General features: G+C 70.7%; 26 protein-coding genes. 3 read left to right on the forward strand and 23 right to left on the reverse strand.

Going from position 1 to position 25942, the window contains the following annotated elements; translation table 11 throughout:
• The first annotated feature begins 218 nt into the window (after window positions 1-218).
• Window positions 219-734 (forward strand): hypothetical protein, encoded by a 516-nt coding sequence (locus ACRDTB_RS26005; protein WP_431434445.1) that lies wholly within the window; start codon window positions 219-221, stop codon window positions 732-734.
• A 5-nt stretch (window positions 735-739) separates the two neighbouring features.
• Here ACRDTB_RS26005 and ACRDTB_RS26010 read toward each other — a convergent pair whose 3' ends face one another.
• From ACRDTB_RS26010 to ACRDTB_RS26070, 13 genes are all read right to left on the reverse strand, one after another.
• A complete protein-coding gene (locus ACRDTB_RS26010; protein ID WP_431434447.1) occupies window positions 740-1570 on the reverse strand; it encodes a MauE/DoxX family redox-associated membrane protein in 831 nt (276 codons plus the stop codon).
• A gap of 82 nt (window positions 1571-1652) precedes the next feature.
• Window positions 1653-2255: a cell wall protein gene (locus tag ACRDTB_RS26015; protein WP_431434449.1), complete on the reverse strand. Its 603-nt coding sequence runs from the start codon at window positions 2253-2255 to the stop codon at window positions 1653-1655.
• A 16-nt stretch (window positions 2256-2271) separates the two neighbouring features.
• Window positions 2272-2727: an RlpA-like double-psi beta-barrel domain-containing protein gene (locus ACRDTB_RS26020; protein ID WP_431434450.1), complete on the reverse strand. Its 456-nt coding sequence runs from the start codon at window positions 2725-2727 to the stop codon at window positions 2272-2274.
• A 324-nt stretch (window positions 2728-3051) separates the two neighbouring features.
• Entirely contained in the window at window positions 3052-3828 is a 777-nt protein-coding gene (dapB, locus tag ACRDTB_RS26025) for a 4-hydroxy-tetrahydrodipicolinate reductase (protein ID WP_431434452.1), read from the reverse strand.
• Window positions 3829-3835: 7 nt separating this feature from the next.
• Window positions 3836-5185 carry a M16 family metallopeptidase gene (locus tag ACRDTB_RS26030; RefSeq protein WP_431434453.1) on the reverse strand — a complete coding sequence of 450 codons (1350 nt, stop codon included), beginning with the start codon at window positions 5183-5185 and terminating at the stop codon, window positions 3836-3838.
• A gap of 11 nt (window positions 5186-5196) precedes the next feature.
• Window positions 5197-7467, reverse strand: coding sequence for a polyribonucleotide nucleotidyltransferase (locus ACRDTB_RS26035; RefSeq protein ID WP_431434455.1), 2271 nt, complete (start codon window positions 7465-7467; stop codon window positions 5197-5199).
• A 239-nt stretch (window positions 7468-7706) separates the two neighbouring features.
• The gene (gene rpsO / locus ACRDTB_RS26040; protein WP_431434457.1) at window positions 7707-7976 is read right to left on the reverse strand and encodes a 30S ribosomal protein S15; all 270 of its coding nucleotides are present in this window, start codon (window positions 7974-7976) and stop codon (window positions 7707-7709) included.
• Between the two features lie 112 nt (window positions 7977-8088).
• Window positions 8089-8664 (reverse strand): RNA 2',3'-cyclic phosphodiesterase, encoded by a 576-nt coding sequence (gene thpR / locus ACRDTB_RS26045; protein ID WP_431434459.1) that lies wholly within the window; start codon window positions 8662-8664, stop codon window positions 8089-8091.
• A complete protein-coding gene (locus ACRDTB_RS26050; RefSeq protein ID WP_075130366.1) occupies window positions 8665-9144 on the reverse strand; it encodes a helix-turn-helix domain-containing protein in 480 nt (159 codons plus the stop codon).
• A 184-nt stretch (window positions 9145-9328) separates the two neighbouring features.
• Window positions 9329-10282: a bifunctional riboflavin kinase/FAD synthetase gene (locus ACRDTB_RS26055; protein WP_431434461.1), complete on the reverse strand. Its 954-nt coding sequence runs from the start codon at window positions 10280-10282 to the stop codon at window positions 9329-9331.
• A 159-nt stretch (window positions 10283-10441) separates the two neighbouring features.
• Window positions 10442-11347 carry a tRNA pseudouridine(55) synthase TruB gene (gene truB / locus ACRDTB_RS26060; protein WP_431434462.1) on the reverse strand — a complete coding sequence of 302 codons (906 nt, stop codon included), beginning with the start codon at window positions 11345-11347 and terminating at the stop codon, window positions 10442-10444.
• A 29-nt stretch (window positions 11348-11376) separates the two neighbouring features.
• Window positions 11377-12723, reverse strand: a complete 1347-nt coding sequence (locus tag ACRDTB_RS26065) for an MFS transporter (protein ID WP_431434464.1) — start codon at window positions 12721-12723, stop codon at window positions 11377-11379.
• 55 nt (window positions 12724-12778) lie between these two features.
• A complete protein-coding gene (locus tag ACRDTB_RS26070; protein ID WP_431434466.1) occupies window positions 12779-14083 on the reverse strand; it encodes an MATE family efflux transporter in 1305 nt (434 codons plus the stop codon).
• A 61-nt stretch (window positions 14084-14144) separates the two neighbouring features.
• On the opposite strand from ACRDTB_RS26070, the gene ACRDTB_RS26075 reads away from it, so the two are divergent.
• Window positions 14145-14666, forward strand: a complete 522-nt coding sequence (locus tag ACRDTB_RS26075) for a CGNR zinc finger domain-containing protein (protein WP_431434468.1) — start codon at window positions 14145-14147, stop codon at window positions 14664-14666.
• Between the two features lie 19 nt (window positions 14667-14685).
• On the opposite strand, the gene ACRDTB_RS26080 is transcribed toward ACRDTB_RS26075, so the two are convergent.
• The 7 genes from ACRDTB_RS26080 to ACRDTB_RS26110 form a co-directional block, all read right to left on the reverse strand.
• Window positions 14686-15516, reverse strand: coding sequence for an SIS domain-containing protein (locus ACRDTB_RS26080; protein WP_431434487.1), 831 nt, complete (start codon window positions 15514-15516; stop codon window positions 14686-14688).
• 56 nt (window positions 15517-15572) lie between these two features.
• The gene (locus ACRDTB_RS26085) at window positions 15573-16688 is read right to left on the reverse strand and encodes an ABC transporter ATP-binding protein (protein ID WP_431434469.1); all 1116 of its coding nucleotides are present in this window, start codon (window positions 16686-16688) and stop codon (window positions 15573-15575) included.
• A 123-nt stretch (window positions 16689-16811) separates the two neighbouring features.
• Complete coding sequence (locus ACRDTB_RS26090; protein WP_431434471.1) at window positions 16812-17699, reverse strand: carbohydrate ABC transporter permease; 888 nt, start codon at window positions 17697-17699, stop codon at window positions 16812-16814.
• A gap of 2 nt (window positions 17700-17701) precedes the next feature.
• On the reverse strand, window positions 17702-18577 hold the full coding sequence (locus ACRDTB_RS26095; protein WP_431434473.1) for a carbohydrate ABC transporter permease: 876 nt from the start codon (window positions 18575-18577) through the stop codon (window positions 17702-17704).
• A gap of 141 nt (window positions 18578-18718) precedes the next feature.
• The gene (locus ACRDTB_RS26100; protein WP_431434474.1) at window positions 18719-19945 is read right to left on the reverse strand and encodes an extracellular solute-binding protein; all 1227 of its coding nucleotides are present in this window, start codon (window positions 19943-19945) and stop codon (window positions 18719-18721) included.
• Window positions 19946-20060: 115 nt separating this feature from the next.
• Complete coding sequence (locus ACRDTB_RS26105) at window positions 20061-21059, reverse strand: DHH family phosphoesterase (RefSeq protein WP_431434476.1); 999 nt, start codon at window positions 21057-21059, stop codon at window positions 20061-20063.
• 87 nt (window positions 21060-21146) lie between these two features.
• Entirely contained in the window at window positions 21147-21839 is a 693-nt protein-coding gene (locus tag ACRDTB_RS26110; protein WP_431434478.1) for an alpha/beta hydrolase, read from the reverse strand.
• A 311-nt stretch (window positions 21840-22150) separates the two neighbouring features.
• Here ACRDTB_RS26110 and ACRDTB_RS26115 point away from each other — a divergent pair, with 311 nt between their 5' ends.
• Window positions 22151-22591 (forward strand): MarR family winged helix-turn-helix transcriptional regulator, encoded by a 441-nt coding sequence (locus ACRDTB_RS26115; RefSeq protein WP_431434480.1) that lies wholly within the window; start codon window positions 22151-22153, stop codon window positions 22589-22591.
• Window positions 22592-22649: 58 nt separating this feature from the next.
• Here ACRDTB_RS26115 and rbfA read toward each other — a convergent pair whose 3' ends face one another.
• The 3 genes from rbfA to infB all read right to left on the reverse strand — a co-directional run.
• Window positions 22650-23096 (reverse strand): 30S ribosome-binding factor RbfA, encoded by a 447-nt coding sequence (gene rbfA / locus ACRDTB_RS26120; protein ID WP_431434482.1) that lies wholly within the window; start codon window positions 23094-23096, stop codon window positions 22650-22652.
• A gap of 194 nt (window positions 23097-23290) precedes the next feature.
• Window positions 23291-23584 carry a DUF503 domain-containing protein gene (locus tag ACRDTB_RS26125; protein WP_431434484.1) on the reverse strand — a complete coding sequence of 98 codons (294 nt, stop codon included), beginning with the start codon at window positions 23582-23584 and terminating at the stop codon, window positions 23291-23293.
• A gap of 14 nt (window positions 23585-23598) precedes the next feature.
• The coding region (infB, locus tag ACRDTB_RS26130) for a translation initiation factor IF-2 (RefSeq protein ID WP_431434486.1) at window positions 23599-25942 on the reverse strand (2344 nt) is incomplete at its 5' end.

A 25942-nucleotide genomic window follows, 5' to 3' on the forward strand; every position in this document is an offset into this window, starting at 1 on the left:
CTACGAACGACTCCCAGCACATTCCGAAGCCTTCATCAACTGGTCCATGATCACTATGATGACCCGACGCCTGGCCCGCCAACAAAGCCAGGCCACGACCACCTAACCCAGTTCAAAGACAGGCTCTCTTATTGAACTGGACTGACCTACATCACGTATAGGTAACACGTACGCTGTTCCGGGTCGTCTCCGCGTCGCCGACGTCAGGGAGTTCGCTGTTGCTTGCGTGGCTATGCGTCACCTTCGGTGTCGCGTTCGGCTCTGCGCTCCTGCCCCTGGCCAGCATCGAGCTCTTTCTGATCGGCATCGCCATGCGTGAGCCGCACATCCCGTGGCTCCTGCTAGGCGCGGTGGTCGCGGTGGGCCAGGTCGGCGGCAAGCTCGTCTACTACTTCGCGGCGAAGGGCCAGCTGCACCTGCCGCGCTGGCTGCACCGCAAACGCGCACCGGGTCCGCCGAGCGAACGCCGGGTGCGGTGGCGGCTGCGGACCAAGCGGATCCGTGCCTGGGTGGAGAGCCTCCGCGAGAAGTGTCACCGCCACCCGCGCTGGATGGTCGGCACATACGGCATCAGCTCGGTCATCGGCCTGCCGCCGTTCATGGCGACGTCGGTGCTGGCCGGCATGGTGCGGATGAGCCTGTCCGCATTCCTCTCCGCCGGCCTGATCGGCCGGTTCATCCGGTTCAGCGCGGTCGCCGCGTCACCGGCACTGTTCGCCGGCTGGGTGTTCTGACCGCCTCACGTGCCCGCCGGCCCGATGAGCGCCCCGTCGTGCTCCGGAACCAGGGCCACGCGGACGTCGTTCGGGCGGAAGTCCAACAGTGGCACGGCGAACACCGCGGTCGCCCGGCCGGCCTCGGTGCGCGCGGCGTAGGTCAGGATGCGCCACTCGCCCTCCTCCCAGGAGTCCAGCAGGTCCGAGCGCAGCTGGTCCGCGACCGAGCGGAACGCGTCGCTCTTGCGCAGCTGCTGCACGCTCGACTCGACGGGGATCACCGTGGCCGCGTTCGCCAGCGGGTGGGACAGGCGAACCCGCCAGCGGCGCAGCGGCAGCAGCCACCGGTGGTCCAGCTCCGGTGAGAGGGCCACGACCAGTGCCGCCTCGGCGACGAGCAGCCCGACTGTCGCGAGTGGACGATCGGCGACCGCGGCCGGCCACCAGTCGGTGGCGAACACGGCCGGCACCGCGGCCAGCACCATGAGGCCGGCCCGCAGGAAGCCGCGGGTACGTACCGGGGTTTCCTTGTCCCCCAGGCAACCGCAGCTCGAGTCGGGCGCCTTGACGCGTGCGTAGGTCAGGTACCCGAGCATGCCGACGACGAGCACGATGGCCAGGTACGCCTCGAACACGGCGGCCGGCGGCACCACGAGCAGCACGCCGACGACGATCTCGACGCCGGCCACCGCCCGGTAGGCCGACACCGCGTGCCGCTCCCCCACCAGACGCTTGAGCGCAGTACGGCGGGCCGCCTCGGGGGTGCGGAGCTTGACCGCGGCGGCCCACAACAGCACGCCGCCGAGCAGGATCTGCTGGACGCTCGCCAGAGACGCGAACGCTGATTCGATCACCGGTGTCCTCCAGTCCGGGAACCCGGTCCGCCAGCCCCGCCGCGTCCTGGGCGCGGGCGGGGATGGCGGGCCGGGGCGGGGGTCAGGCCGCCGCGTAGACGGTGGCCAGGTCGACCTCGTTGGTGTCGGGGCGCCAGGCGCCGATCACCTGTGCGTGCTTGCCCACCTGCAGCAACGACAGGTCGCTGACCGCGGGTGTGCTGTTGTAGACCGCCGCCGTGGTGCCGGCGATGACGTGCCCGACGATCCGGTCACCGTGGTGGTCCAGGTGCATCGTGTCCCGGCCGATCGAGGTGATGTGCACGGTCAGGTTGACGATGTTCAACCACACCGCGTCCGCCGCGAGCGTGCCGTCCGGCATGCGCACGCCGCGGGCGTAGAGGCCGTCGCCGACCTTGGCCGCGTCCGCGGCGGTCGGGCGCAGCTTCCACACGCTGGTGGCACCGGTCAGGTGGATCTGGTGAATGCTCTTGTCCGCGCTCGTGACGAGCAGCACGCCGTTCTTGACGCTGATGATCCGGCCCTCGACGAAGTTCGGGTCCGGTGCCCCGGCCTCGACCTTCAGGTCCGAACCGACCGCCTCGGGGGCGAACGAGCCGAGCGAGCTGGCCCCGACGACCGTCGTCACGGCGGCCGTGCCGAGCACGGCGCTGCTCAGGAACTTTCTGCGGCCCAACGATTCCATGTCCCTTGCCACCTCCTCAGCTGTGAATCGCGACCGGCATGATGCCGCTGGACAGGTTGCCGATCCGGCTGTACGCGGCCGGCGTCAGGTCGAGCAGCCGGTTGGTCGCGCAGTTGCCCGAGCAACACGACCGCTCGCCGCACCACAGGTCGGTCTGCGGCCCGCAGTCCGCGATGCGCACGGCGATCTCGTTGCTCTGACACAGGTTGCGGACGAAGAACGTGTGCCCGCAGGTGCGGCGCAGGAGGCTGTCGCCGCACCGGTCCGGTCTGGTGATGGCGAAGCAGGCGTCGGACGTGTTCGGCCAGGCGCAGTGCATGCTGCCGGACCGGCAGTTGCCGCACGCGCCGCCGCCCGCGGAGCCGCACGGGCCCCAGGCCGCGCCGCAGCAGAACCACGAGGTCTCCGCGGTCGTGGGTGCTCTCGGATCCGGCTGAACGGAGCTTGCGGAGCGAACATCCAGTTGTTCCATGGGTGGTTCCCTTCGGGGGTCCCCATCGCAACCGCGATCCGCACGCATGCTTCAGGCACGACGAGCTCGGGTGAGCCCGCGCGCAGACGCGAGCTCACCCTGACTCCTCGTCTGGCCCTCATCGCGCGCGATCCCCGTGACGATGGCAGGGGTGGGACTTTCGCACGAACAGACGGGAGTTGGTTAGCTACTGACAGCCCCTGACGCTACTTTGTGGTAGCGCTTCGCACACCTGCCAATCGGCGTAGCCGGGAGAGGCGAACGGCGCAAATTTGGACAGCCACCGATCAGGTGTCACGTGACCCGCGGTGGCTGATGTACTCGCTAGAGCGAGAGCAGGTTCTGCAGGCCGACGGTCAGGCCCGGACGGTTCAGGATCTCCCGGACTCCGAGCAGCACACCCGGCATGAACGACTTGCGGTCCAGGGAGTCGTGCCGGATGGTCAGGGTCTCGCCCTCGCCGCCGAACATGACCTCCTGGTGAGCCACCAGGCCGGCCAGGCGGACCGAGTGCACGCGGACGTCCGAGACCGTCGCACCCCGTGCACCGGGCAGCTCGGACGAGGTCGCGTCCGGGGACCCGCCCAGGCCCGCCGCCGACCGGGCCGCGGCGATCAGGTCCGCCGTGTGCGCCGCGGTGCCCGAGGGAGCGTCCGCCTTGCCCGGGTGGTGCAGCTCGATGATCTCGGCCGACGGGTAGTACCGGGCGGCCAGCTCCGCGAACCGCATCGACAGCACGGCACCGAGCGCGAAGTTCGGCGCGATCAGCACGCCCAGGTCCGGCTTGGGCGCCAGCCACTGCCGCACGGCGTCCAGCTTCGCCGAGTCGAAACCAGACGTGCCCACCACGCAACGGATGTCGTGGTCCACGCAGAACCGGATGTCGTCCATCACGACGTCCGGATGCGTGAAGTCGACGACCACCTCGGCACCGGCGTCCACGACGTCCGAGCGCCGGTCACCGACGTCGATCATCGCCACGACCGTCAGGTCGGCTGCGGCGTCCACGGCTCGGCAGACCTCGGCGCCCATCCGTCCGCGCGCGCCCAGCACGCCGACCCGGATCGGGTTGTCCCCAGCACGAGTCTCAGCGCGAGACACGAACTCCTCACCTCACCACTTCGCCCGGCACGTCGTCCGGGTGAGCGTAGGGCCCGACGACCGCGGCCGCGACGGGACGCGTCAGCAGCCGGCCCGCCAGCGCCGCCACGTCCTCGGCCGTGACCGACTCGATGTGCTCCAGCGTCTGCTCCACCGTCAGGTACTCGCCGTAGGACAGCTCGCCCTTGCCGATCCGCGACATCCGCGAGCTCGTGTCCTCGAGCCCGAGCACCAGGCTGCCGCGCAGCTGTCCCTTCGCCCGCTCGACCTCGACATCGGACAGCCCGGACCGGGCCACGTCGTCGAGCACCCCGTGCACCACGCCCGCCACCGAGCCGAGCCGGTCGGGCTGGCAGCCGGCGTACACCGACAGGTGCCCGGTGTCCGCATAGGACGCCACCGACGAGTACACCTGGTACGCGAGCCCGCGCCGCTCCCGGACCTCCTGGAACAGCCGCGAGCTCATGCCGCCGCCCAGCGCCGCGTTCAGCACGCCCAGCACCCAGCGGCGCTCGTCGTGCCGGTCGAGCGCGCGGACACCGAGCATCAGGTGCGCCTGCTCGGTGTCGTCGGTGTGCAGCACCAGCTTCCGGGGCGGCGCCACCCGCGCGCGGCCGGCCCGCGGGCCACGCGGCGGACGGTCGCCGACCAGCCGGTCACGCAGGAGCCGGCGTGCGTGCCGGAGCACCTCGCCGTGGGTGATGTTGCCCGCCGCGGCGAGCACCATCGTCGGCATCGCGTAGCGGCGTTTGTAGAAGCCGTGCAACGACGACCGGCTCATCGAGCTGATCGACTGCTCGGTGCCCAGTACCGGACGCCCGAGCGGGTGGTCGGTCAGCAGCGCCTCGACGAACGCGTCGTGCAGCATGTCCTCGGGGTCGTCGTCGCGCATGGCGATCTCCTCGAGGACCACGCTGCGCTCGGTCTCCATGTCCCGCTCCGCCAGCAGCGCGTCGAAGACCACATCGGACACGAGGTCCATCGCCAGCGGCAGGTCGGCGTCGAGCACGTGCGCGTAGTAGCACGTGTGCTCCTTGGCGGTGAACGCGTTGAGCTCGCCGCCGACCGCGTCGACCTCCTCGGCGATCTGCACCGCCGAGCGCCGCGCGGTTCCCTTGAACAGCAGGTGCTCCAGGTAGTGCGCGGCCCCCGCGACGGACTGCTGCTCGTCGCGGGAACCGACGCCCACCCAGATGCCGACCGAGGCCGAACGGACACCCGGGACCTGCTCGGTGATGACCCGCAGGCCACCCGGCAACACGGTGCGCTTGACCACGCACCCGCCTTCGGCCCGTTCGAGGACCCGGGTGCTTCCGTTCTGAGCGAAGCTTGCGGAGCGAACCGCGTTACGTGCCAACGGTTCCCCGCCTATGAACTGGCCGTGTCCGACTCGCCCGGCGACGACACCGGCGGGGCGTCGGCCGCCTTGTCGGCCTCCTCCGCGACGGGCACCAGGCTGATCTTGCCGCGCTGGTCGATGTCCGCGATCTCCACCCGGAGCTTGTCGCCGACCTTCACGACGTCCTCGACCTTGCCGATGCGCTTTCCGTTGCCCAGCTTGGAGATGTGCACCAGGCCGTCCTTGCCCGGCAGCAGCGAGACGAACGCGCCGAACGCGGCGGTCTTGACCACCGTGCCCAGGAACCGCTCGCCGATCTTGGGCAGCTGCGGGTTGGCGATCGCGTTGATCTTCTCGATCGCGGCGTCCGCGGACGGGCCGTCGGCCGCACCCACGTAGATGGTGCCGTCGTCCTCGATGGAGATGTCGGCGCCGGTCTCCTCGGTGATCGAGTTGATCATCTTGCCCTTGGGCCCGATCACCTCGCCGATCTTGTCGACCGGGATCTTCACGCTGGTGACGCGCGGGGCGAACGAGCTCATCTCGTCCGGGGAGTCGATGGCCTCGGCCATCACCTCCAGGATGGTCAGCCGGGCGTCCCGGGCCTGGCTCAGCGCACCGCCGAGGACCTCGGACGGGATGCCGTCGAGCTTGGTGTCCAGCTGCAGCGCGGTGACGAAGTCCTTGGTACCGGCGACCTTGAAGTCCATGTCGCCGAACGCGTCCTCGGCGCCGAGGATGTCGGTGATCGCCACGTACCGGGTCTCGCCGTCGACCTCGTCGGACACCAGGCCCATCGCGATGCCCGACACCGGGGCCTTCAGCGGCACACCGGCGTTGAGCAGCGACATCGTCGACGCGCAGACCGAGCCCATCGACGTCGAGCCGTTGGAGCTCAGCGCCTCGGAGACCTGGCGGATCGCGTACGGGAACTCGTCGCGCTTGGGCAGCACCGGCACCAGTGCCCGCTCGGCGAGCGCGCCGTGGCCGATCTCGCGCCGCTTGGGCGAGCCGACCCGACCGGTCTCCCCGGTGGAGAAGGGCGGGAAGTTGTAGTGGTGCAGGTAGCGCTTGTGCGTCTCCGGGGACAGCGAGTCGATCTGTTGCTCCATGCGCAGCATGTTCAGCGTGGTGACACCCAGGATCTGGGTCTCGCCGCGCTCGAACAGCGCCGACCCGTGCGCCCGCGGTATAAGCGCGACCTCGGCGGAGAGCTGGCGGATGTCGGTGATGCCGCGACCGTCGATGCGGATCTGGTCGCGCAGGATCCGCTCGCGGACGAGCTTCTTGTTCAGCGCCCGGAACGCGGCGCCGACCTCCTTCTCGCGGCCCCCGAACGCGCCGCCCTCGACCGCGCCGACCTTCTCCAGGGTCTCGGCCTTGATCTCGTCCAGCCTGGCCTCGCGCTCGTGCTTGCCGGCGATGGTCAGCGCCTGCGCGAGCTCGTCGGTGACCGCGGCCGTCACGGCCTCCAGCGCGTCGGGCTGGTAGGCCGGGTAGGTCGGGTACTCGGCGGTCTCCTTGGCGGCGACCTCGGCCAGCCGGGCCTGCGCCTCACACAGCACCTTGATGAACGGCTTGGCGGCCTCGAGGCCCTGCGCCACGATCTCCTCGGTCGGCGCGACGGCGCCCTCGCCGATCAGGTCCAGCACGTTCTCGGTGGCCTCGGCCTCGACCATCATGATCGCGACATCGCCCTCGCGACCGCCGGACTCGACCACACGGCCGGCCACGACCATGTCGAACGCGGCCCTCGCCAGCTGGTCGTGGGTCGGGAACGCGACCCACTGCTCACCGATCAGGGCCACCCGGACACCGCCGACCGGGCCGGAGAACGGCAGGCCGGAGAGCTGGGTGGACGCGGACGCGGCGTTGATCGCGACGACGTCGTAGAGGTCGGCCGGGTTGAGGCTCTGGATGGTGAGGACGACCTGGACCTCGTTGCGCAGACCGTCCACGAAGGACGGACGCAGTGGCCGGTCGATCAGCCGGCAGGTGAGGATCGCGTCCGTGGACGGGCGGCCCTCCCGGCGGAAGAACGAGCCGGGGATGCGGCCCGCGGCGTACATCCGCTCCTCGACGTCCACGGTCAGCGGGAAGAAGTCGAAGTGCTCCTTCGGGTGCTTCGACGCGGTGGTCGCGGACAGCAGCATGGTCTCCTCGTCGAGGTAGGCCACGACGCTGCCGGCGGCTTGGCGGGCGAGGCGGCCGGTCTCGAACCGGATGGTGCGCTTGCCGAACGTGCCGTTGTCGATCACGGCGGTCGTCTCGTGAACTCCAGCTTCGCTGAAGTCGGTCATGTAGATACTCCTGTCATCGCGGGCGCGCACACCCCATACGGGGCACAGGGCACGGAAATCCTCGCGAGGCCGGTCTTCGATCGAAGCGCCCGGGGCTGGACGGACGATGACCGTCAGCTGAACCCGGGAGCCACTACCGAGGACCGGCGAACTGATCCCCGTACGCGGCGCGCATTGCCCTTCGGTGTTCTGTTACAGACATCGGGGGAGCGGCCGGGTGACCACTCCCCCGATGGGGTCTATCGGCGCAGGCCGAGTCGCTGGATCAGCGACCGGTAGCGTTCGATGTCCACCTTGGTCAGGTAGTTGAGCAGCCGGCGGCGACGGCCGACCAGCAGCAGCAGACCCCGACGCGAGTGGTGGTCGTGCTTGTGCACCTTCAGGTGCTCGGTCAGGTCGCTGATGCGCTTGGTCAGCATCGCGACCTGGGCCTCGGGCGAGCCGGTGTCGGTGTCGTGGACGCCGTACTCGGCGAGGATGCTCTTCTTCTCTTCGGTGGACAGCGCCACTCTGTGTGCTCCTCGGATATGAGATGTGCCGTGCGGTCCCGTCTCGGGATAGCAGGTACCGGCCGCCACGGACCGCAGCCAGACCCAAACACCGAGGTTAGCAGGTGGTTCGTTAGCCCTGCTCACTGGCCAGTGTGACGCGGTCGAGCGGGGTGTAGACCGGCCCGCCCGACAGGTCCGTCCCGGAGCCATCGCCCTGGTCGCTGCGGAAGAGGACCACCTCCGTGGCCGTCCACCGGCTCCCCTGGAGGCCGGACAGGTCGCGCATGGCGCGGGCCGCGCCGCGGTTGCCCGACCCGCCGCGCCGCCAGCGGGCGACGGTGACGTGTGGATGGAAGTCGCGCTCGTCGTCCGCGCTGTCGTCCGCGCTCAGGGCGGCGGCGAGCGCGCGCAGCGCGGCCTCGTCCCGGTCCGCCACCGGGACGACTCCGACCCACAGCACGCCCGGGAACCGGCCGGCACCGCGCACCCGCAGCCGCACCGGCGCGAGCCCGCCGGCCCGCCGCCGGAACCAGGCACCACGCCGGGCGGCGTCCTGTTGGTCGCCGTAGAAGCCGAGCGTGACGTGCCAGCTCACGGGCGGTACCCAGCGCAACGCGGTGTCGGCCTCGCGGGTCGCGCGCAACGCCGCCACCAACTCGGCGCGTACGGAGTCGGGCAGTTCGATCGCGGAGAAGAGGCGCACCATCTACTGCGGCTGGCCCGCCCGTCGCAGCAGGTCGGCCAGCTCGGGGAACTTCCCGTTGAGCAGGCTCGCGGCGGCCGTGAGGTCGCCGGCCTCGGCCACCCGGCGCAGCGCCGCGACCGCGACCCGGTCGTTGCGACCGATGTCGACCGGCAGGTTGTCCCTGGTCACCGAGGGGCGGGAGGCGCGGACCTCCTCCAGAGCACGCATCATCGCTTCCTTCTTGCCGGCCGCGACGTCCGGGACGAGGACCTTGCGCTCGAGCATGATCAGCCGGGCCAGCACCGCCGGGTTGCCGATCTTGGCGCGCCGGCCGCTCATGACCTGGCTGAGCATCGGCGCGCTGATGCCGAGCACGTCGGCGAGGAAGGCCTGCGAGATGTCGAACGCGACCACCAGGCGGCGAACCCGGTCACCGAGGGGCTCGCCGTACCACTCCCGCTGTAGCGCAAGATTGCGCTGGACGATCTTGTGGTCCTCCACCTTCGCCTCTCCCCTGACTCCCGGCTTCGACGGCTCTCCCCGAGCAGAGCCCCACAGCATCTTGCCAGGAGTGTGCGAATTGCGTGGTGAATACCGACACCTGTTCGCATCTGCACGTGTCCGGGGTAACTCGTACAGGTGATCGCAGCGGACGAGCGGACGCGCGGGCGCGCCAGCGCCACCGTCAGCTCAGGAGGTCGCGGGTGCGGCGGACGTCGTCCGCGATGTTGTCCACCAGCTCCGCCGAGGACTCGAAGCGCACCATGTCGCGCAGCCGGCCGACAAAGTCGACGGCCACCCGCTGGCCGTAGAAGTCCTCCTCGACGTCGAGCACGAACGCCTCCACCCGCCGCTCGCGGCCGGAGAACGTGGGGTTCGTGCCGACCGACACCGAGGCCATCAGCGGTTCCCGCCCGGCGGAGGTCAGCAGCGAGAACCAGCCGGCGTAGACGCCGTCGGCCGGCACCGCGGCGTAGCGCGGGGTGGACAGGTTGGCGGTGGGAAAGCCCAGCTCGTGGCCGCGCCGGTCGCCGCGCACCACGATGCCCTCGAGCCGGTGCGGCCGGCCGAGCGCGGCCGCGGCCGCGGTGACGTCGCCGGCGTCGATGCAGGCGCGGATGTAGGTGGAGGAGAACGTGATCTCGGAGTTCGGCGTCGAGTTCGGCACCGTGACGAGCTTGGCGCCCTCGACCGCGAACCCGAACCGGTGGCCGAGCTGGGTCAGCAGCTCGACGTTGCCGGCGGCCTTGTGACCGAAGGTGAAGTTCTCCCCGACCACGACGGCCGCCACGTGCAGCTGCTCGACGAGGACCTCGTGCACGAACTCGTCGGCCGGCACCTTGGACAGGTCCAGGGTGAAGGGCAGCACGCAGAACACGTCCACGCCCAGCCGCTCGACGAGCTCCGCCTTGCGGCGCAGCGTGGTCAGCTGCGCCGGGTGGCTGCCGGGCCGGACGACCTCCGCGGGGTGCGGGTCGAACGTGACCACCACGCTCGGCACGCCGCGGTCGTGGGCGAGCGACACCGCGCGCCGGATCAGTTCCTGGTGTCCCAGGTGCACTCCGTCGAAGACCCCGATGGTGGCCACACAACGTCCCCAGCCACCGGGGATGAACTCCAAGCCGCGCCACCGTTGCACTGTTCCGCCTCTCCGGGATTAACCCTTGTGGTCCGTTCCGCCTCCCCGGAATCAACCCTTGTGGTCACCTTCGTCGGTGTCGTTCCATTCTCGTGCGTACCGGTGGCTGGGTTGCGTCCCGTTCCCCTTAGGTGCGGTTGGCAGCCACGGCCCCTGCCATCAGGCCGGGGTGAGGACGACAACTGAGCGGGCCGCCTCTCCCTCGTCGGTGGCCAGGGCGACTGCGTGGCCGTCCGGGTCGAACACGCCGTACGTGCCCGCGATCCCCGCGGCCGGCAGCTTCTGCCCACGCAGCAGCGCCGTCGCGGACCGGGCGTCGACGTCGCGACGCGGGAAGGCCCGGTCCACGGCGTCGTCCAGCGACAGCGACAGGCCTGGCTCCTCGGCCAGCTGGTCCAATGTGGTCACCACGCGCAGGTCGAACGGCCCGACCCTGGTGCGCCGCAAGGCTTTCAGGTGCCCGCCGACCCCGAGGTCCGCGCCGAGGTCGCGGGCGAGCGCGCGGACGTAGGTGCCCGACGAGCACTCGACCATCACGTCCAGGTCGACGACAGGCCCCTCCCGGCGGGTGGCCAACACGTCGAACCGCGACACCTCGACCGGGCGCGCCGCGAGCGCGACCTCCTCCCCCGCGCGCACCCGTGCGTAGGCCCGCTTGCCGTCGACCTTGACCGCGCTCACCGCGCTCGGCACCTGCTGGATGTGCCCGGTCAGCGCGCGGATGCCGGCCGTGACCGCGTCGTCGCCGACCGCCGATGCATCCACTGTGGACAGCACCTCGCCCTGCGCGTCGTCGGTGGTGGTGGCGCTGCCCAGGCGGATCGTCGCGAGGTATGCCTTCGTGTCCAGCGCCAGGTGACCGAGCAGCTTCGTGGCCCGCTCTATGCCGAGCACGAGCACGCCGGTCGCCATGGGGTCGAGCGTGCCCGCGTGCCCGACCTTGCGCGTGCCCAGGATCCGCCGCACGCGGGCGACGACGTCGTGGGAGGTCAGCCCGTCGGGCTTGTCGACCACGACGAGGCCGGGCGGCACGGTGACACGCTGCTTGGTCGCTGCTGGGGGCACGAGGACACATCCTCGCAGAACGGCGGAGCTCAGGCAGGCGCCAGGTCCCAGGCCCGCCGCCGGATCCGCACGGGCACGTCCTCGCCCCGCGCGGCCGCGTCCAGCACCACCGCCCGGGCGCGCCGCCACCACACCGACGTCCGCCACAGGCCGAGCAGCAGGACCGCGACCACGGCGAGCAGCGCGAGCCGGAACGCCGTGGTCGCACCCAGCGGTTCGAAGTGCGACAGCAGCACCCCGACCGCCAGCGCGGACACGGTGATAGCGACGAAGCCGCCCACGTTCACGACGCCGGTCGCGGTGCCCACCCGGTGCAGCGGGTTGTAGTCACGGGCCAGCGCGAACGCGGTCGACGAGGCGGGACCGCCGACGGACAGGACCGCGAACCCGGCGACGAGGACCCCGGTCGGGACGTGCCCGCCCGGCCAGCCGAGCAGCACGGCCCACACGGTGAGCGCGGCCAGGAGGTAACCGACGACCAGCGGCGTGCGACACTCCGGCCGGCGGCTGATCACCGTGCCGATCGCCGGCCCACCCAGGATCGCGCCGATCACGAGGACGGCGAGCAGCGAGCCCGCGGCCGGCCGGGCGAGGCCCTGCGCCTGGACGAGATACGGGAATCCCCACAGCAGGCCGAGCATCGTGGGCGCGAACATCGTCGAGAAGTGCACCCAGAAGCCGAGCCGGGTACCGGGCGTGCGCCAAGCGTGGCGGACCTGGCCGAGCACGACGCGCAGCGAGTCGGGCTCGCGCCTCGTGGCCACGGACCCGGGCGGCGCGTCCCGTACCCGCAGCGCCAGCACGACGGCGTAGAGGGCGGTGACGGCGCCGGTCGCGGCGAAGGTGGCGGTCCAGCCGGCGGCGTCGAGCAGCACGGCGAGCGGCAGCGTGGAGATCAGGTTGCCCAGCGCGCCGAGCGCGGCGGTGACCGCGGCGAGTGCGGCGTAGCGGCGTGCCGGGAAGTGGGCGGCGACCAGGCGCAGCACGCTGACGAACGTCATCGCGTCGCCGACACCGAGTACCGCGCGGGCGAGCAGACCGAGGGGGTAGGAGGTGGCGAACGCGAAGAGCAGCTGTCCCACGCCCATCAGCGCGGCGGCGACCGTGAGCACGCGGCGCGCGCCGAAGCGGTCCACCAGCAGGCCGGTGGGGATCTGCATGAGCGCGTAGACCCCGACCTGCAGCACGGTGAACGTGCCGAGCGCGGCGGGCCCGAGCCCGAAACGCGTGCCGGCCTCGAGGCTCACGACGCCGAGGGAGGTTCGGTGGAAGACCGCCGCGAGGTAGACGAGGACCGCGATGCCCCAGATCGTCAGCGCCCGTCGCGTCTGGCGGGTGTCCTGCACGAGCCTCCGTTCCCAGGTGTCGGTTCCCACTGGGAAACAGCGCATCGGGACGCCGAATCATTAGCAAGACTAAGCGTGTTCTCCCTCACGCCCGGACCGCGCCCAGCACGGCCCACCGTCCTGAGTGGAGCCTGCCGAGCACCGTGAGCAGCCGCACGAGCATGAACGCGCAGAGCCCGGTCCAGATGCCGACGAGGCCCCAGTCGAACGCGAACGAGGCCCAGACCATCGGCAGGAACCCGAGCACGGCGGCGCCGATCGTGGCGGTGCGCAGGAACGCCGCGTCACCCGCGCCGAGCAGCACCCCGTCGAGCGCGAACACGACGCCCGCGGCGGGTTGCATGGCCACGAAGAACCACCACGCGTGCGGGATCTCCGCGAGCACCGAACCGTCCGAAGTGAACACTCCCGGTAGGACGCCGGCGAGCGCGGCGAACAGCACGCCGAGAAGTGTGCCGAAGATCAGGCCGTAGCCGGTGATCCGCCGGGCGAGGCCACGCGCCTGGCCCTCGTCATGCGCCCCCAGCGCCGCGCCGACGAGCGACTGCGCGGCGATGGCGAGCGAGTCGAGCACCAGGGCGAGGAAGATCCACAGCTGCAGCACGACCTGGTGCGCGCCGACCGCGGCGGTGGACGTGTGCGCGGCGACCGCGGTGGCGGAGACGAAGCAGGCCTGGAACGCGAGGCTGCGCAGCACGAGGTCGCGGCCGAGGGTGAGCTGCGCGCGCATCTTCCCCGGGTGCGGCCCGCGCGCGACCCGCTCGACGACGAGCGCGCGGACGAACAGCGTGGCGGCGATCAGCTGCGCGCAGACGTTGGCCACCGCGGAGCCGTCGAGGCCCCAGCCCGCGCCGTAGACCAGGACCGGGCAGAGCACGGCGGAGATTCCGTTGCCCGCCAACACGTACAGCAGGGGGCGGCGGGTGTCCTGGACGCCGCGCATCCAGCCGTTGCCGGCCAGCGTGATGAGAATGAACGGGACGCCGAACAGCGCGATGCGCAGCCAGCCGACCGCGGCGTCGGCGACCGGCCCCGGCCCGGCGAGCAACCGCACGACCGGTCCGGCGAACACCTGCCCCACGATGATCAGCGCGACGCCGACCGCCACCGCGAGCCAGGTGGCCTGCACGCCCTCGGCGACGGCGTCCGCGCGCCGGCCCGCGCCGTGCAGGCGGGCGGCGCGGGCCGTGGTGCCGTAGCTGAGAAAGGTGAGCTGGGTGGACACCTGGGCGAGCACGATGGCGGCGACGCTCAGCCCGCCCAGCGGGACGGCCCCGAGGTGGCCCACGACGGCGGTGTCGACGAGCAGGTAGAGCGGCTCGGCGGCGAGGACACCGAGAGCTGGCACGGCGAGCCCGAGGATCTGCCGCAGCGGCGCGCCCTCTGCCACGGGTCCTCCAGGTAAGGTGCTCTTAGGGATTTCACCCCTGACACTACGATAAGGACCGCTCATGGACAACGCCGATTACCTCGACGTGGCACTGCGCCTGGCGAACACGTCCCTGGACGACGTGTCCGCTCTGCGCGCCGCCCTGCACGACGAGCCGTGGTGGTCCGAGCGGGCGAGCACCGCGGACCTGGCCGCGCTGACCCCGGTGGCGACCGGGCTGCGCCGGGTGCTGGCCCACGCCGTGGCGGGTGACGAGACCGGCGTGCGTCAGGAGGTCAACGCGCTGCTGGACGCGCACCCGCTGCGCCCCCGCCTGTCCGCCGGCCACGACGCGGACGCGAACTGGCACGTCCACGTGGCCGACGTCGACGCTCCCCCGGCCACGGAGGTCGCCGCCGCGGCGGCGTGGGGCATCGCCCAGGGCATCGTCCACTATGGACTCGCCCGCTGGGGCCGCTGCGGCGCCGACGACTGTGCGAACTACTACCTGGACACCTCGACCAACCGAGCGAAGCGCTTCTGCTCACCCCGCTGCGCGAACCGCGTCCACGTGGCGGCCTTCCGCTCCCGCCGGCGCGCCTAGCGGGCCATACACGCCGGGCTCAGCTGAGGATCACCGAGCGGTCGAGGTTGCGGGGGCGGTCCGGGTCCAGTCCGCGCGCGATCGCTCGTTGCTCGGCCAGCCGGTGCACCCGGACCAGGTCGGCGAGGGGATCGTCCGGCCACGTCTCCACGTGTGCGCCCGTGGCCCGCAGGTCGGCGACCAGGCCGGGCGGAGCCGGGCCGAGGAGCCACACCACCCGGCCCGGTGCGGCGACCGAGATCGGGCCGTGGCGGTACTCCATCGCCCGGTACGACTCCGTCCACGCCTGCGCCGCCTCGCGCAGCTTCAGTGCCGCCTCGTTCGCCAGGCCCACGGTCCACCCGGTGCCCAGGAACGTGAGCTGCTCGGCGGCGGTCAGCTCGGGCGGCAACTCCGCCTCCAGCGCGCGCGACGCCAACGCGGGCAGCCCGGTGGTGTCCTCGCCCAGGTGCGTTCGCAGGTACACCAGGGCCGACGTCGCGAACCGGGTCTGCACCACCGACCGCTCGTCGGCGAAGTCCAGCGACACCACGGTTCCGGCCGCCTCGCCCACCGGAGTCGCCGGCACGGCCGTGATCGCCACCGTCGGCACACCCGGCCGAACCCGGGACAGCGCCGTCAACACCTCCGTCGTCGTCCCCGAGCGGGACAGGGCCACCACCCGATCGTACCGGCGCGCCGCCGGGAACTCCGAGGCCGGCCACGCGTCGGTCTCCCCGTGCCCGGCCGACTCGCGCAGCGCCGCGTAGGCCTGCGCCATGTAGTACGACGTGCCGCAGCCCAGCACGGCCACCCGTTCGCCCTCGGCCGGCAGGCCCGTCGTGGGGACCTCCCGAGCCAGCCGCCACATCGACGGCTGGCTGGCGACCTCCTCGGACAGGAACGTCACGACATTCGAATAGCGGATCAGTCGGGCAGACGGTCGCCGGTCTCCGCGTCGAACAGGTGCACCGCGCCCGGCTCCGGCACCAGGCCGACCTTCTCGCCGCGCTGGAACGCGGACATGCCCGGCGCCCGCACGGTGACCGTGTGCGAACCCTCGATCTCGTGGGTGGGGTCTTCGGCCGTGACCTGCGGTGCGCTCGTCGAGCAGTACAGGAACTGGTCGCTGCCCAGCTCCTCCACGACCTCGACCATCGCCGTGATGCCCTCGCCGGCCGGCTTGAGGGTCCAGCCCTCCGGCCGCACGCCGACGACGACCTGCGTACCCGACAGCGCGGCGCGCTGGTCGGCGGTCAGCTCGATCGGCTTGCCGCCGATGACCGCGCCCTCCGCGCCGACCGTCGCGGGGATCAGGTTCATCGCGGGCGAGCCGATGAAGCCGGCCACGAACAGGTTCTTCGGCTTGCCGAACAGGCCGATCGGGGTGTCGCACTGCTGCAGGAGGCCGTCCTTGAGCACGGCCACCCGGTCGCCCATGGTCATGGCCTCGACCTGGTCGTGCGTGACGTAGATGGTGGTGACGCCCAGCCGGCGCTGCAGCGAGGCGATCTGCGTGCGGGTCTGCACGCGCAGCTTCGCGTCCAAGTTGGACAGCGGCTCGTCCATGCAGAACACCTGCGGGCGCCGCACGATCGCCCGGCCCATGGCGACGCGCTGGCGCTGGCCACCGGAAAGCTTGGCCGGCTTGCGGTCCAGGTACGGCTCGAGGTCGAGCAGCTTCGCGGCCTCCTGGATCCGCTCGGCACGCTCCGCCTTCGCCATCTTCTTGATCTTGAGGTGGAAGCCGATGTTGTCGGCGACCGTCATGTGCGGGTACAGCGCGTAGTTCTGGAACACCATCGCGATGTCCCGGTCCTTCGGCGGCAGGTTCGTGACGTCGCGCTCGCCGATCCGGACCGCGCCCTCGTCGACTCCCTCCAGCCCGGCCAACATCCGCAGCGTCGTCGACTTGCCGCAGCCCGACGGGCCGACCAGCACCAGGAACTCGCCGTCGGCTACCTCGAGGTCCAGTTGGTCGACGGCCGGGCGCTCGGTGCCCGAGTAGTAACGACTCGCTCCGTCGAAGGTCACAGTGGCCATGGCTTACCTTTCATCTCCGCCGGTCAGAGACCGCACCCCGTTGTCGGCCCGGTACTCGAAACCGGCGCGCGAGCACAATGTAGAGCAACGAACACGTGAACACCACGATTCAGAATCACGAAGTTACTTCACCCCGCCCGCGGTGAGACCCGATACCAGGTGCCTCTCGATCAACGCGAAGAGCGCGACCACGGGCAGGATGCCGATGATCGACACCGCGAACACGTACTGCCACGAGGACTCGTACTGCCCGATGAACCGGGTCAGTGCCACGGTGAGCGGCTGGTTGGTGTCGGTCGGCAGCAGGATGAGGCTCGCCGCGAACTCGTTCCAGCAGGCGATGAACGTGAAGATCACCGCGGTGACGATGCCGGGCCACACGAGCGGCAGCATGATCCGGCGCAGCGACTGGCCGCGGCTGCAGCCGTCCAGCCAGGCCGCCTCCTCGATCTCCTTCGGTACGGAGGCGAAGAAGCTGTGCATGATCCACACCGCGAACGACAGGTTGAACGCGGCGTTCACGAGGATCATGGCGAACCGGGTGTCGTTGATCTCCAGCGTCACGAACTCGCGGAACAGGCCCGACGCGAGCACGGTCGGCTGCAGCATCTGGGTCACCAGCACCAGCAGCATGAACGGCAGCTTGAGCCGGAACCGGTGCCGCGCGGTGTAGTAGGCCGCGGGCAGGGCCGCGACGAGCGCGAGCACGGTGCCGCCGAGCGAGATGACCACCGTGGAGAACAGGTTCCACGGCACCGGGGTCTCCTGCGCGCCCCACATGTTGACGAAGTTCTCCGGCGCCCAGTCCCGCGGCAGGTAGGTCGGCGGGACCGTGAGGATCTCCTGCCGCGTCTTGAAGGCGCCGATCAGCATGATCAGGTACGGGAAGAGGAACACGAGCGCGACGACGACGCCGATGATCGTGAGCCCCCAGCGCTTCCTCTCGCGCACCTTCGGGCGTGGCGCGTCCACCGTGGTCGCGGCGGGCGGGCGGTCGATGACGGTCGACATGCTCAGTCCTCCCGCATCGGGCGCACGACCCGCAGGTAGATGCCGATCACCACGACCACGACGACGAAGTTGACCACGGACAGCGCGCTGGCCGTGTCGATCTGCCGGTCGCTCTGGATGATCTTGAACATGAGCGTCGTCGTCGTGTCCGCGTCGTAGCCGGGGATCGACCCGGTCATCGTCTTGAGGATCGGCAGCGAGTTGAACACGTTGATGACGTTGATGATGGTGGCGACCGCGAGCGCGCCGCGCAGCATCGGGAACACCACGCGCCAGTAGGTCTGCACCCGGCTCGCGCCGTCGATCTGCGCCGCCTCGAGCACGTCGTGCGGCACGGTCTGCAGTCCGGCGAGGAACACGAACGACGTGAACGGGACCGACACGAACACCGCGACGCCCATCGCGGACAGGAAGCCGGGCAGCGGGTTCTTCAGGAAGCCGAAGGGCCGGTCCAGGAGCCCGATGTCGACGAGCGCCCGGTTGATGATCCCGTAGAAGGGATCCAGACCGTACACGAACACGATCGAGGTCATCACCACGGACGCCGCCCACGGCACGATGATCACCAGGCGGAGCACCTTGCGGCCGGGGAACCGCTTGTTCAGGAACTGCGCGAGCCCCAGGCCGATCGCCACCGACAGCGCCACCACGCCGACCGTCCAGACGACGGTGTTGACGAGCACCTGCGGCAGGTGGCCGAGCTCGAACACCCGCACGTAGTTGTCCAGCCCGGTCCAGCCGCGGTCCGTGCCGAAGCGGGACAGGTCCCGGAACGACGTGTAGATCATGTAGCCGATCGGGAACACGACCACGCCGCCGATGAGGATCAGCGCGGGCGCGAGCCACGGCAGCGCCTGCAGGGTCGTCTGGCGCCGCACTCTTCGACGCCTGTTCCCGGGCGGGGTGTCAGCGAGCGGTCTTGCCACGCGTCGGTTTCCTCCTGGTCGAGGCCACTCCCCCGGCCCGCCCGCGGCGTCACGACGCCGTCATGACGCCGGGCGGGCCAGGGGAGGCCGGCGTCAGCCCGTCTCCTCGGCCTTCGCCTGGATCTGCTTGAGCACGTCGTCCACCGGCTTCGCCTGGATCTGCCCGACCAGATCCTTGAACGCGCCGGAGGTCGCGTTCCAAGCCGGGTTGGTCGCCGGGTAGAACTTCGCGTCCGGCAGAAGGTCGAGGAACGTCTTCAGCTCCGGCTTCGACGCGGCCGCCTCGGCCCCCGACTTGGTGGCCGGGATGAAGCCCTCGTTGTCGTTGAACTTGACGTAGTTGTCCTTCTGGTAGAAGAAGTCGAGGAACTTCTTGATCGCCTCCTGCTTGTCCTCACCCTTGTCGAAGCCGACGAAGTAGTCCGCGACGCCGAGCGTGGACGGCGAGCCGTCCGGCGTCGGCGACGGCGCGATGGCCCAGTTCAGGTCCGGGTTCTTCTCGTTGATCTGGCCGACGATCGGCGGCAGGCCCTGGATCATGCCGATCTTGCCCTGGATGAAGACGTCCAGCAGCGGGGTTCGGTCGGTCGCACCCGGGTCCGGCTGGGTGACCTTCGCGTCGATCATCTGCTTCATGAAGGTCAGGGCTTCATTGGCCTCGGGCGTGTCGATCGTCATCTTGCCGTCGGACTCCCAGCTCGCGCCGGCGCCGTAGGCGAAGATCGACGTCTCGGCCTGCGCCTCCTCGCTGCCGAGCGGCATGCCGTAGCCGTACACGCCGCCACCCAGCGCGGTGATCTTCTTCGCGGCGTCGAGCAGCTCGTCCCAGGTCTTCGGCGGGGCGGTGACGCCGGCCTTCGTCAACAGGTCCTCGTTGTAGAACAGCGCGCGGGTGGACGCGACGGTCGGCACCCCGTAGGCTTGGCCGTCGATCTTGGCGCTGTCGATGAAGGACGGCTCGATGTCCTCCATCGTCTCCGGCGAGACGATCTCCTCGGCCTTGTAGAGCAGGTCCTCGGAACCGTAGGCCGGGCCCGCCGCGTCGAGCTCCAGGATGTCGGGAGCCCGGTTGTTCTGGATCTTCGTGTCCAGCACGGTGTAGATGTCGTCCCAGCTCTGGGTCTCCAGCGTGACGTTGATGTCCGAGTTCTCCGCCTCGAACGCCTTGATCAGGTCCTCCCAGTACGGCTTGGTCTTGTCACCGTACGTCGGGACCAGCAGCTCCAGCTCGGTGCCGCCGCTGCCCGAGTCGCTTCCGCAGCCAGCGAGCCCGAGCGCGGCCACGGTCGCGACCGCGACTGCATTGATGACGCGCCTCAACTTGTCCTCCGTTTCCGCCGGGCCGGTCCGCCAGGCTGATCGCCGCCCGGGCTGTCGGCCCTGTCGCGGCGATTGGTTTATACCACCTGTTCGGCTGGTCGCCGTTCAACCGTTCTCAACCCGATGCGAGCAACACCGGATCGCGCAGTGCCTCCCGCAGGTTCGTGACGATGTCCTGGAGCTCGCCGTCGGCACTGAACCCCGCGGCCAGCCGGTGCCCACCGCCGCCGAACTGCTCGGCCACCGCCCGCACGTCCACCTCGCCGACGGCCCGCAGCGACCCGGTCCAGTGGCCGGACGAGGTCTCCTTAAGCACGGCCGCCACCTCGGCCTCCGCCGTGGTGCGCACGATGTCGACCACGGACTCCGCCTCCTCGAGGCGCACGCCGATGAGGTCGTCGAGCCGCACCACCGTGTGCACGAGGCCCCGCCCGCCGGCCGCGTCGGGCTCGAGCACCGCCCGGGCGAGGACGCTGGCGAGCATCCGCAGGAAGGCGAACGGGTGGGTGTCGATCAGGTCACGGGCGACCCCGGTCGGGTCGACACCGGCCTCGATGAGCCGCGCGGCGAGCCGGTGGGTGTCCGAGCTCGCCCGGCGGAACGAGCTGGTGTCGGTGACCAGGCCGGCGTAGACGCACCGGGCGACGTCCTCGTCGAGCGGCCAGCCGAGCTCGTCGAGCAGGCGCACGACCAGCACGGTGGTGGCCTCGGCGGTCTCGTCGACGACGTGGTGGGTGCCGTAGTACGTGTTGGACGCGTGGTGGTCCACGACGAGCACCGCGCCGCCGGCCTCGGTGGTGGCGTTGACGCGGTCGGCGAGCTGCCCGAGCCGCGACTTGCTGGCCGTGTCCACGGCGACGAGCAGCCCGGACACGGCCGGCACCGCGGTGGCCGGCACGACGAGCCCATCTGCGTCCAGCCCCCGCAGCGACTCCGGCACGTCGCCCGGCATGCCGAAGGAGACACGCACGTCCGCGCCGCGTCTGTGCAGGGCGAGACCGAGTGCCAGCGCGCTGCCCAACGCGTCCGCGTCGGGGTTGACGTGGGCCAGCAGTGTCACATCGGTCGCGGTGCGTAGCAGGGTCGCGGCGGCACCAAGATCCGTGGTGGGCACTCGCACAGCCTCACGTAACCGGGCGGCCGCGTCCAGTACACCGCGGGCACATGGTTGTGGAGTTGAGATGTCGAGGACGGCGCCCTCTTAGCCGACGCGCTGGCCCACGAACTTGAGCGCCTCCGGCAGCACCTTGCGCCAGAACACCTCGTCGTGATCGCCCGGCTCGATGCCGGCGACCGCCGGCTGGACGCGCTCGACCAGCTCACGGGTGGAGTCGATGAACGGGTCGGACTCGCCGCACCAGACGCCGACCGGCACGCCGGCCAGCGCGTCGAGCTGGCGCAACGGGTCGGTGTCGGCCCACTGCTCCTCGTCGACGAACACGTCCCGGGCGCGTGCCTCCGGCCAGCTGAGGAACATGGCCGGGCTGATCGCGGCGACGATCGGGTCGTTCAGGTTGACCGCGTAGTTGAACGCGCCGTAGGCGCCCATCGAGATGCCGAGCACGGCGAACGGGTTGGTGGCCAGGCCGCGTTCCTCGAGCCACGTGGGCAGCTCGTCGGAGAGCATCAGCTGCGGGTCGTCCTCCTCGTCGCGGGCGACCCAGTAGGAGTCGCCACCGTCGACGGCGACGACCGCGAACGGCTGGGTGCCCTGGTAGTTGACCACCGACGAGAGCATCTTCGGCACGCCGAGGTCGACGAACATGCCGGCGCCCTCGCCGCGGCCGTGCAGCGCGAGGCAGACGGGCAGGTTCGCAGGGGCGTCCTCCGGCCGGATGACAACCAGCTCGACCTCGGTCCGGCGGGACAGCGAGCGGATCCGCTCCCGGGTCACCGGTTTGACGGCGGCACTCGGCGGAATGGACGCGGGGGACAGCGCCTCGCTCTCGGATCCGGTCCTGGCGGTTCGGACGGGAGCGTCCGTCGGCTTCGATGCGCATCCAGCGGCGGTAAGACCTAGGCCGATAGCACCAAGCAGAACGTCTCGCCGCGAGTGGCGAATATCGCCTGCAGCCACGTCTCACCCCAAGCATGGCGGTAGAAGGTCGGGAGCACCGAGGGTACCGAACCCTTGCGCCCCATGGGACTCCGGCCGAAACTTTCCGGATTTTGACAGGTTCTTGTCAATCTGGGAGTGTGCGCTCCGTGGTTTCCCTGACCGACCGTGGCCTGGAGTTTTCCCAGCTGTTGGTGGAGATGTCCCGGGTCAACGGACTGCTCCTGTCGGCTGGAGAAGCGCTGGCCCGTCCGGCGGGACTCACCAACGCCCGATGGCAGGTACTCGGCGTCGTAGATCACGGTCCGGCAACGGTCGCACAGGTCGCGCGGACGATGGGCCTGACCCGCCAGGCGGTGCGCCAGACCGCCGGGTCGCTCGCCGCGGACGGCATGCTCGCCCACCAGGACAACCCACGCGACCAACGCGCACGGTTGCTCGTGCTCACCGCGCGTGGCCGCGCGGCGCTGCGCTCGGTGGAGCGCCGCCAGGCCGCGTGGGCGAACCAGGTGGCCTCCCGCGCGTCGCTGACCGACCTCCGCACGGCCACCGGCATCCTGCGCGACCTCGGCGACCTGCTGGAGGGCTAGGACGCGTCCGACGCGCTCCCGTGTCCCCCGCGAGACTGACCACTATGGACTGTTCGGGCTACTCGTCCGTGGTCTCGCGCGGAGGCCGGTACGGGTCGGCGTCGCCCGCCGGCTTCGCGCCGCCGGCCAGCCGGGCGACCTCCGCGTCGGCGGCGCGGGCGCGGGCGAGCAGGTCGTCGATGTGCTTGGCGTCGTCGGGCACCGTGTCCGCGACGAACGCCAGCGTCGGCGTGAACCGGACGCCCGTCCGCTGCCCGACCAGTGAGCGCAGCACACCCTTCGCGGACTCCAGCGCGGCGGCGGCGCCCGCGGTGTCGGGTGCCGACTCGAGGTTGGCGCCCAGCACCGTGTAGTACACGGTCGCGTCGTGCAGGTCCGCGGTGACCTTGGCGTCGGTGATCGTCACCCTGGCCAGCCGCGGGTCCTTCACCTCGTGCTCCAGCGCGGACGCGACGATCTGCGCGATGCGCTTGGCCAGCTTGCGGGCGCGCGGTGCGTCAGCCACGACGTTCCTTCCCATCGAACTAGAGAGCTAGCGCCCCGTGAGTCAGCGCTTACCCCGTGAATCATTGTGCAAGGCGCGGTGCCGATCCACGTAACCCCAGGGGACCGTGACGGCACCCAGCCACAATCAACCCGACCACCCGCACCGTCCGTTGGAACGCAACCAACACTTTGAATTCCGGGGAGGCGGACCAGCTAGTCATGTGGGCCGAGCCACCGGCGCCGGGTGGAGACCAACTCCAGCTCCGGGCGCCCGGCGACCAGCCGTTCGCACGCGTCGAGCAGATCGCGCACGTGCTCGGCGTCGGCCGCCACGGCGGCCACGCCGATGAGCGACCGGCGGTGCTTGTCGAGGTGGCCGGCCTCGGCCACGGTCACCTCGAACCGGCGGCGCAGCTCGGCCAGCACCGGCCGCACCGCCGATCGCTTCTCCTTCAGGGAGCGGATGTCGCCGAGGACGACATCCAGCTCCAGCGCTCCGACATACACCTCGGACGGACGGCTCAGTCGCGCGGCTTCTCGCGCAGCTCGTACGTCTCGACGATGTCGTCGACCTTGAGGTCGCCGTACGAGCCGAGCGTGAGACCGCACTCGAAGCCCTCGCGGACCTCGACCGCGTCGTCCTTGAACCGCCGCAGCGAGCTGACCGGCAGGTTCTCCCGGACGACGACACCGTCGCGCATGAGGCGGGCCTTGGCGTTGCGCCGGATCTCCCCGGAGAGCACCATGCAGCCCGCGATCGTGCCGACCTTCGAGGACTTGAACACCTCGCGAACCTCGGCGCGACCGAGCTCGACCTCCTCGTAGACCGGCTTGAGCATGCCCTTGAGCGCCTGCTCGATCTCGTCGATCGCCTGGTAGATGACCGAGTAGTACCGGACGTCGATGCCTTCGCGGGCGGCCTGCTCGGTCACCTTGCCCTCGGCGCGGACGTTGAACCCGAGGATGATCGCGTCGGACGCGATCGCCAGGTCGACGTTCGCCTTGGTGATGCCACCGACACCGCGGTCGATGACCCGCAGCTCGACCTCGTCGCCGACGTCGATCTTCGTGAGCGCGTCCTCGAGTGCCTCGACGGTACCCGAGTTGTCGCCCTTGATGATCAGGTTGAGCTGGCTGGTCTCCTTGAGCGCGGAGTCCAGGTCCTCGAGGCTGACCCGCTTGCGCCGCTGAGCGTTCGCCGCGTTGCGCATCCGGGCCGCCCGCCGCTCGGCGATCTGCCGCGCCGTGCGGTCCTCCTCCACCACCAGGAACGTGTCACCGGCACCGGGCACCGAGGTGAACCCGATGACCTGGACCGGCCGTGACGGCAGGGCCTCGGTGACGTCGTCGTTGAACTCGTCGACCATCCGGCGCACGCGGCCGTAAGCGTCGCCGGCCACGATCGAGTCACCGACGTGCAGCGTGCCGCGCTGCACCAGCACGGTGGCGACCGGACCGCGACCGCGGTCCAGGTGCGCCTCGATGGCCACACCCTGCGCCTCCATCTCCGGGTTCGCCCGAAGATCCAGCGCCGCGTCCGCGGTCAGCAGGATCGCCTCGAGCAGCTTCTCGATGTTGATGCCCGGCTTCGCCGCGATGTCCACGAACATCGTCTCGCCGCCGTACTCCTCGGCGACCAGCCCGTACTCGGTGAGCTGCTGGCGGATCTTGGCGGGGTTGGCCCCTTCCAGGTCGATCTTGTTCACCGCGACCACGATTGGCAGGTTCGCCGCCTGGGCGTGGTTGATCGCCTCCACCGTCTGCGGCATCACGCCGTCGTCGGCGGCGACCACGATCACCGCGATGTCGGTCGAGCTCGCGCCGCGGGCACGCATGGCGGTGAACGCCTCGTGACCAGGGGTGTCGATGAAGGTGATCAGCCGATCGGAGCCCTCGAAGTCGACGGCCACCTGGTAGGCACCGATGTGCTGGGTGATGCCGCCGGCCTCGCTCTCGTGCACCGTCGTCTTGCGGATCGTGTCCAGCAGGCGGGTCTTACCGTGGTCGACGTGGCCCATGACGGTCACGACCGGTGGCCGCGACTGCAGGTCGGCCTCGTCGCCGGCGTTCTCGCCGAAGGTGATGTCGAAGGAGTCCAGCAGCTCGCGGTCCTCCTCCTCCGGACTCACGACCTGCACCTTGTAGTTCATCTCGGTGCCGAGGAGCTCGAGGACGTCGTCGGAGACCGACTGGGTGGCCGTGACCATCTCGCCGAGGTGGAACAGCACCTGCACCAGCGAGGCCGGGTTGGCGTTGATCTTCTCGGCGAAGTCGGTCAGCGAGGCACCGCGCGGCAGCCGGATCGACTCGCCGTTGCCCTTGGGCAGGCGAACGCCGCCGACGCTGGGCGCCTGCATGTTCTCCATGTACTCCTGGCGCTTCTGCCGCTTCGACTTGCGGCCACGCCGGGACGGCCCACCGGGACGCCCGAAGGCACCCGCGGTACCGCCGCGACCACCACCGGAACCCGGACGGCCGCCGCCACCACGGAAACCGCCACCGGCAGGAGCACCGCCGCCACCACCACCGGGGCCGCCGCGGTAGCCACCGCCACCGCCACCGCCGCCACCGCCGCCACCGGGGCCGCCGCGGAAACCGCCACCGCCACCACCACCGCGCGGACCACCGGGACCGCCACGCGCACCGCCGCCGGGACCACCGGGGCCACCACGCGCACCACCGCCCGGACCACCACGGCCACCACCGGCCGGGCGGGCCGGACGCGGCGGCATCATGCCTGGGTTCGGGCGCGGGGGCATCTGGCCGGGCGAGGGCCGCGAGCCACCCGGCGCACCGCCGCCGCGCGGGCCGGACGACGGGCGTCCCTCACCGGGACGCGCACGCTCGCCGCCCGGGGCGCTCCCG

The sequence above is a fragment of the Actinophytocola sp. genome (assembly GCF_050699935.1).
Lineage (GTDB): Bacteria > Actinomycetota > Actinomycetes > Mycobacteriales > Pseudonocardiaceae > Actinophytocola.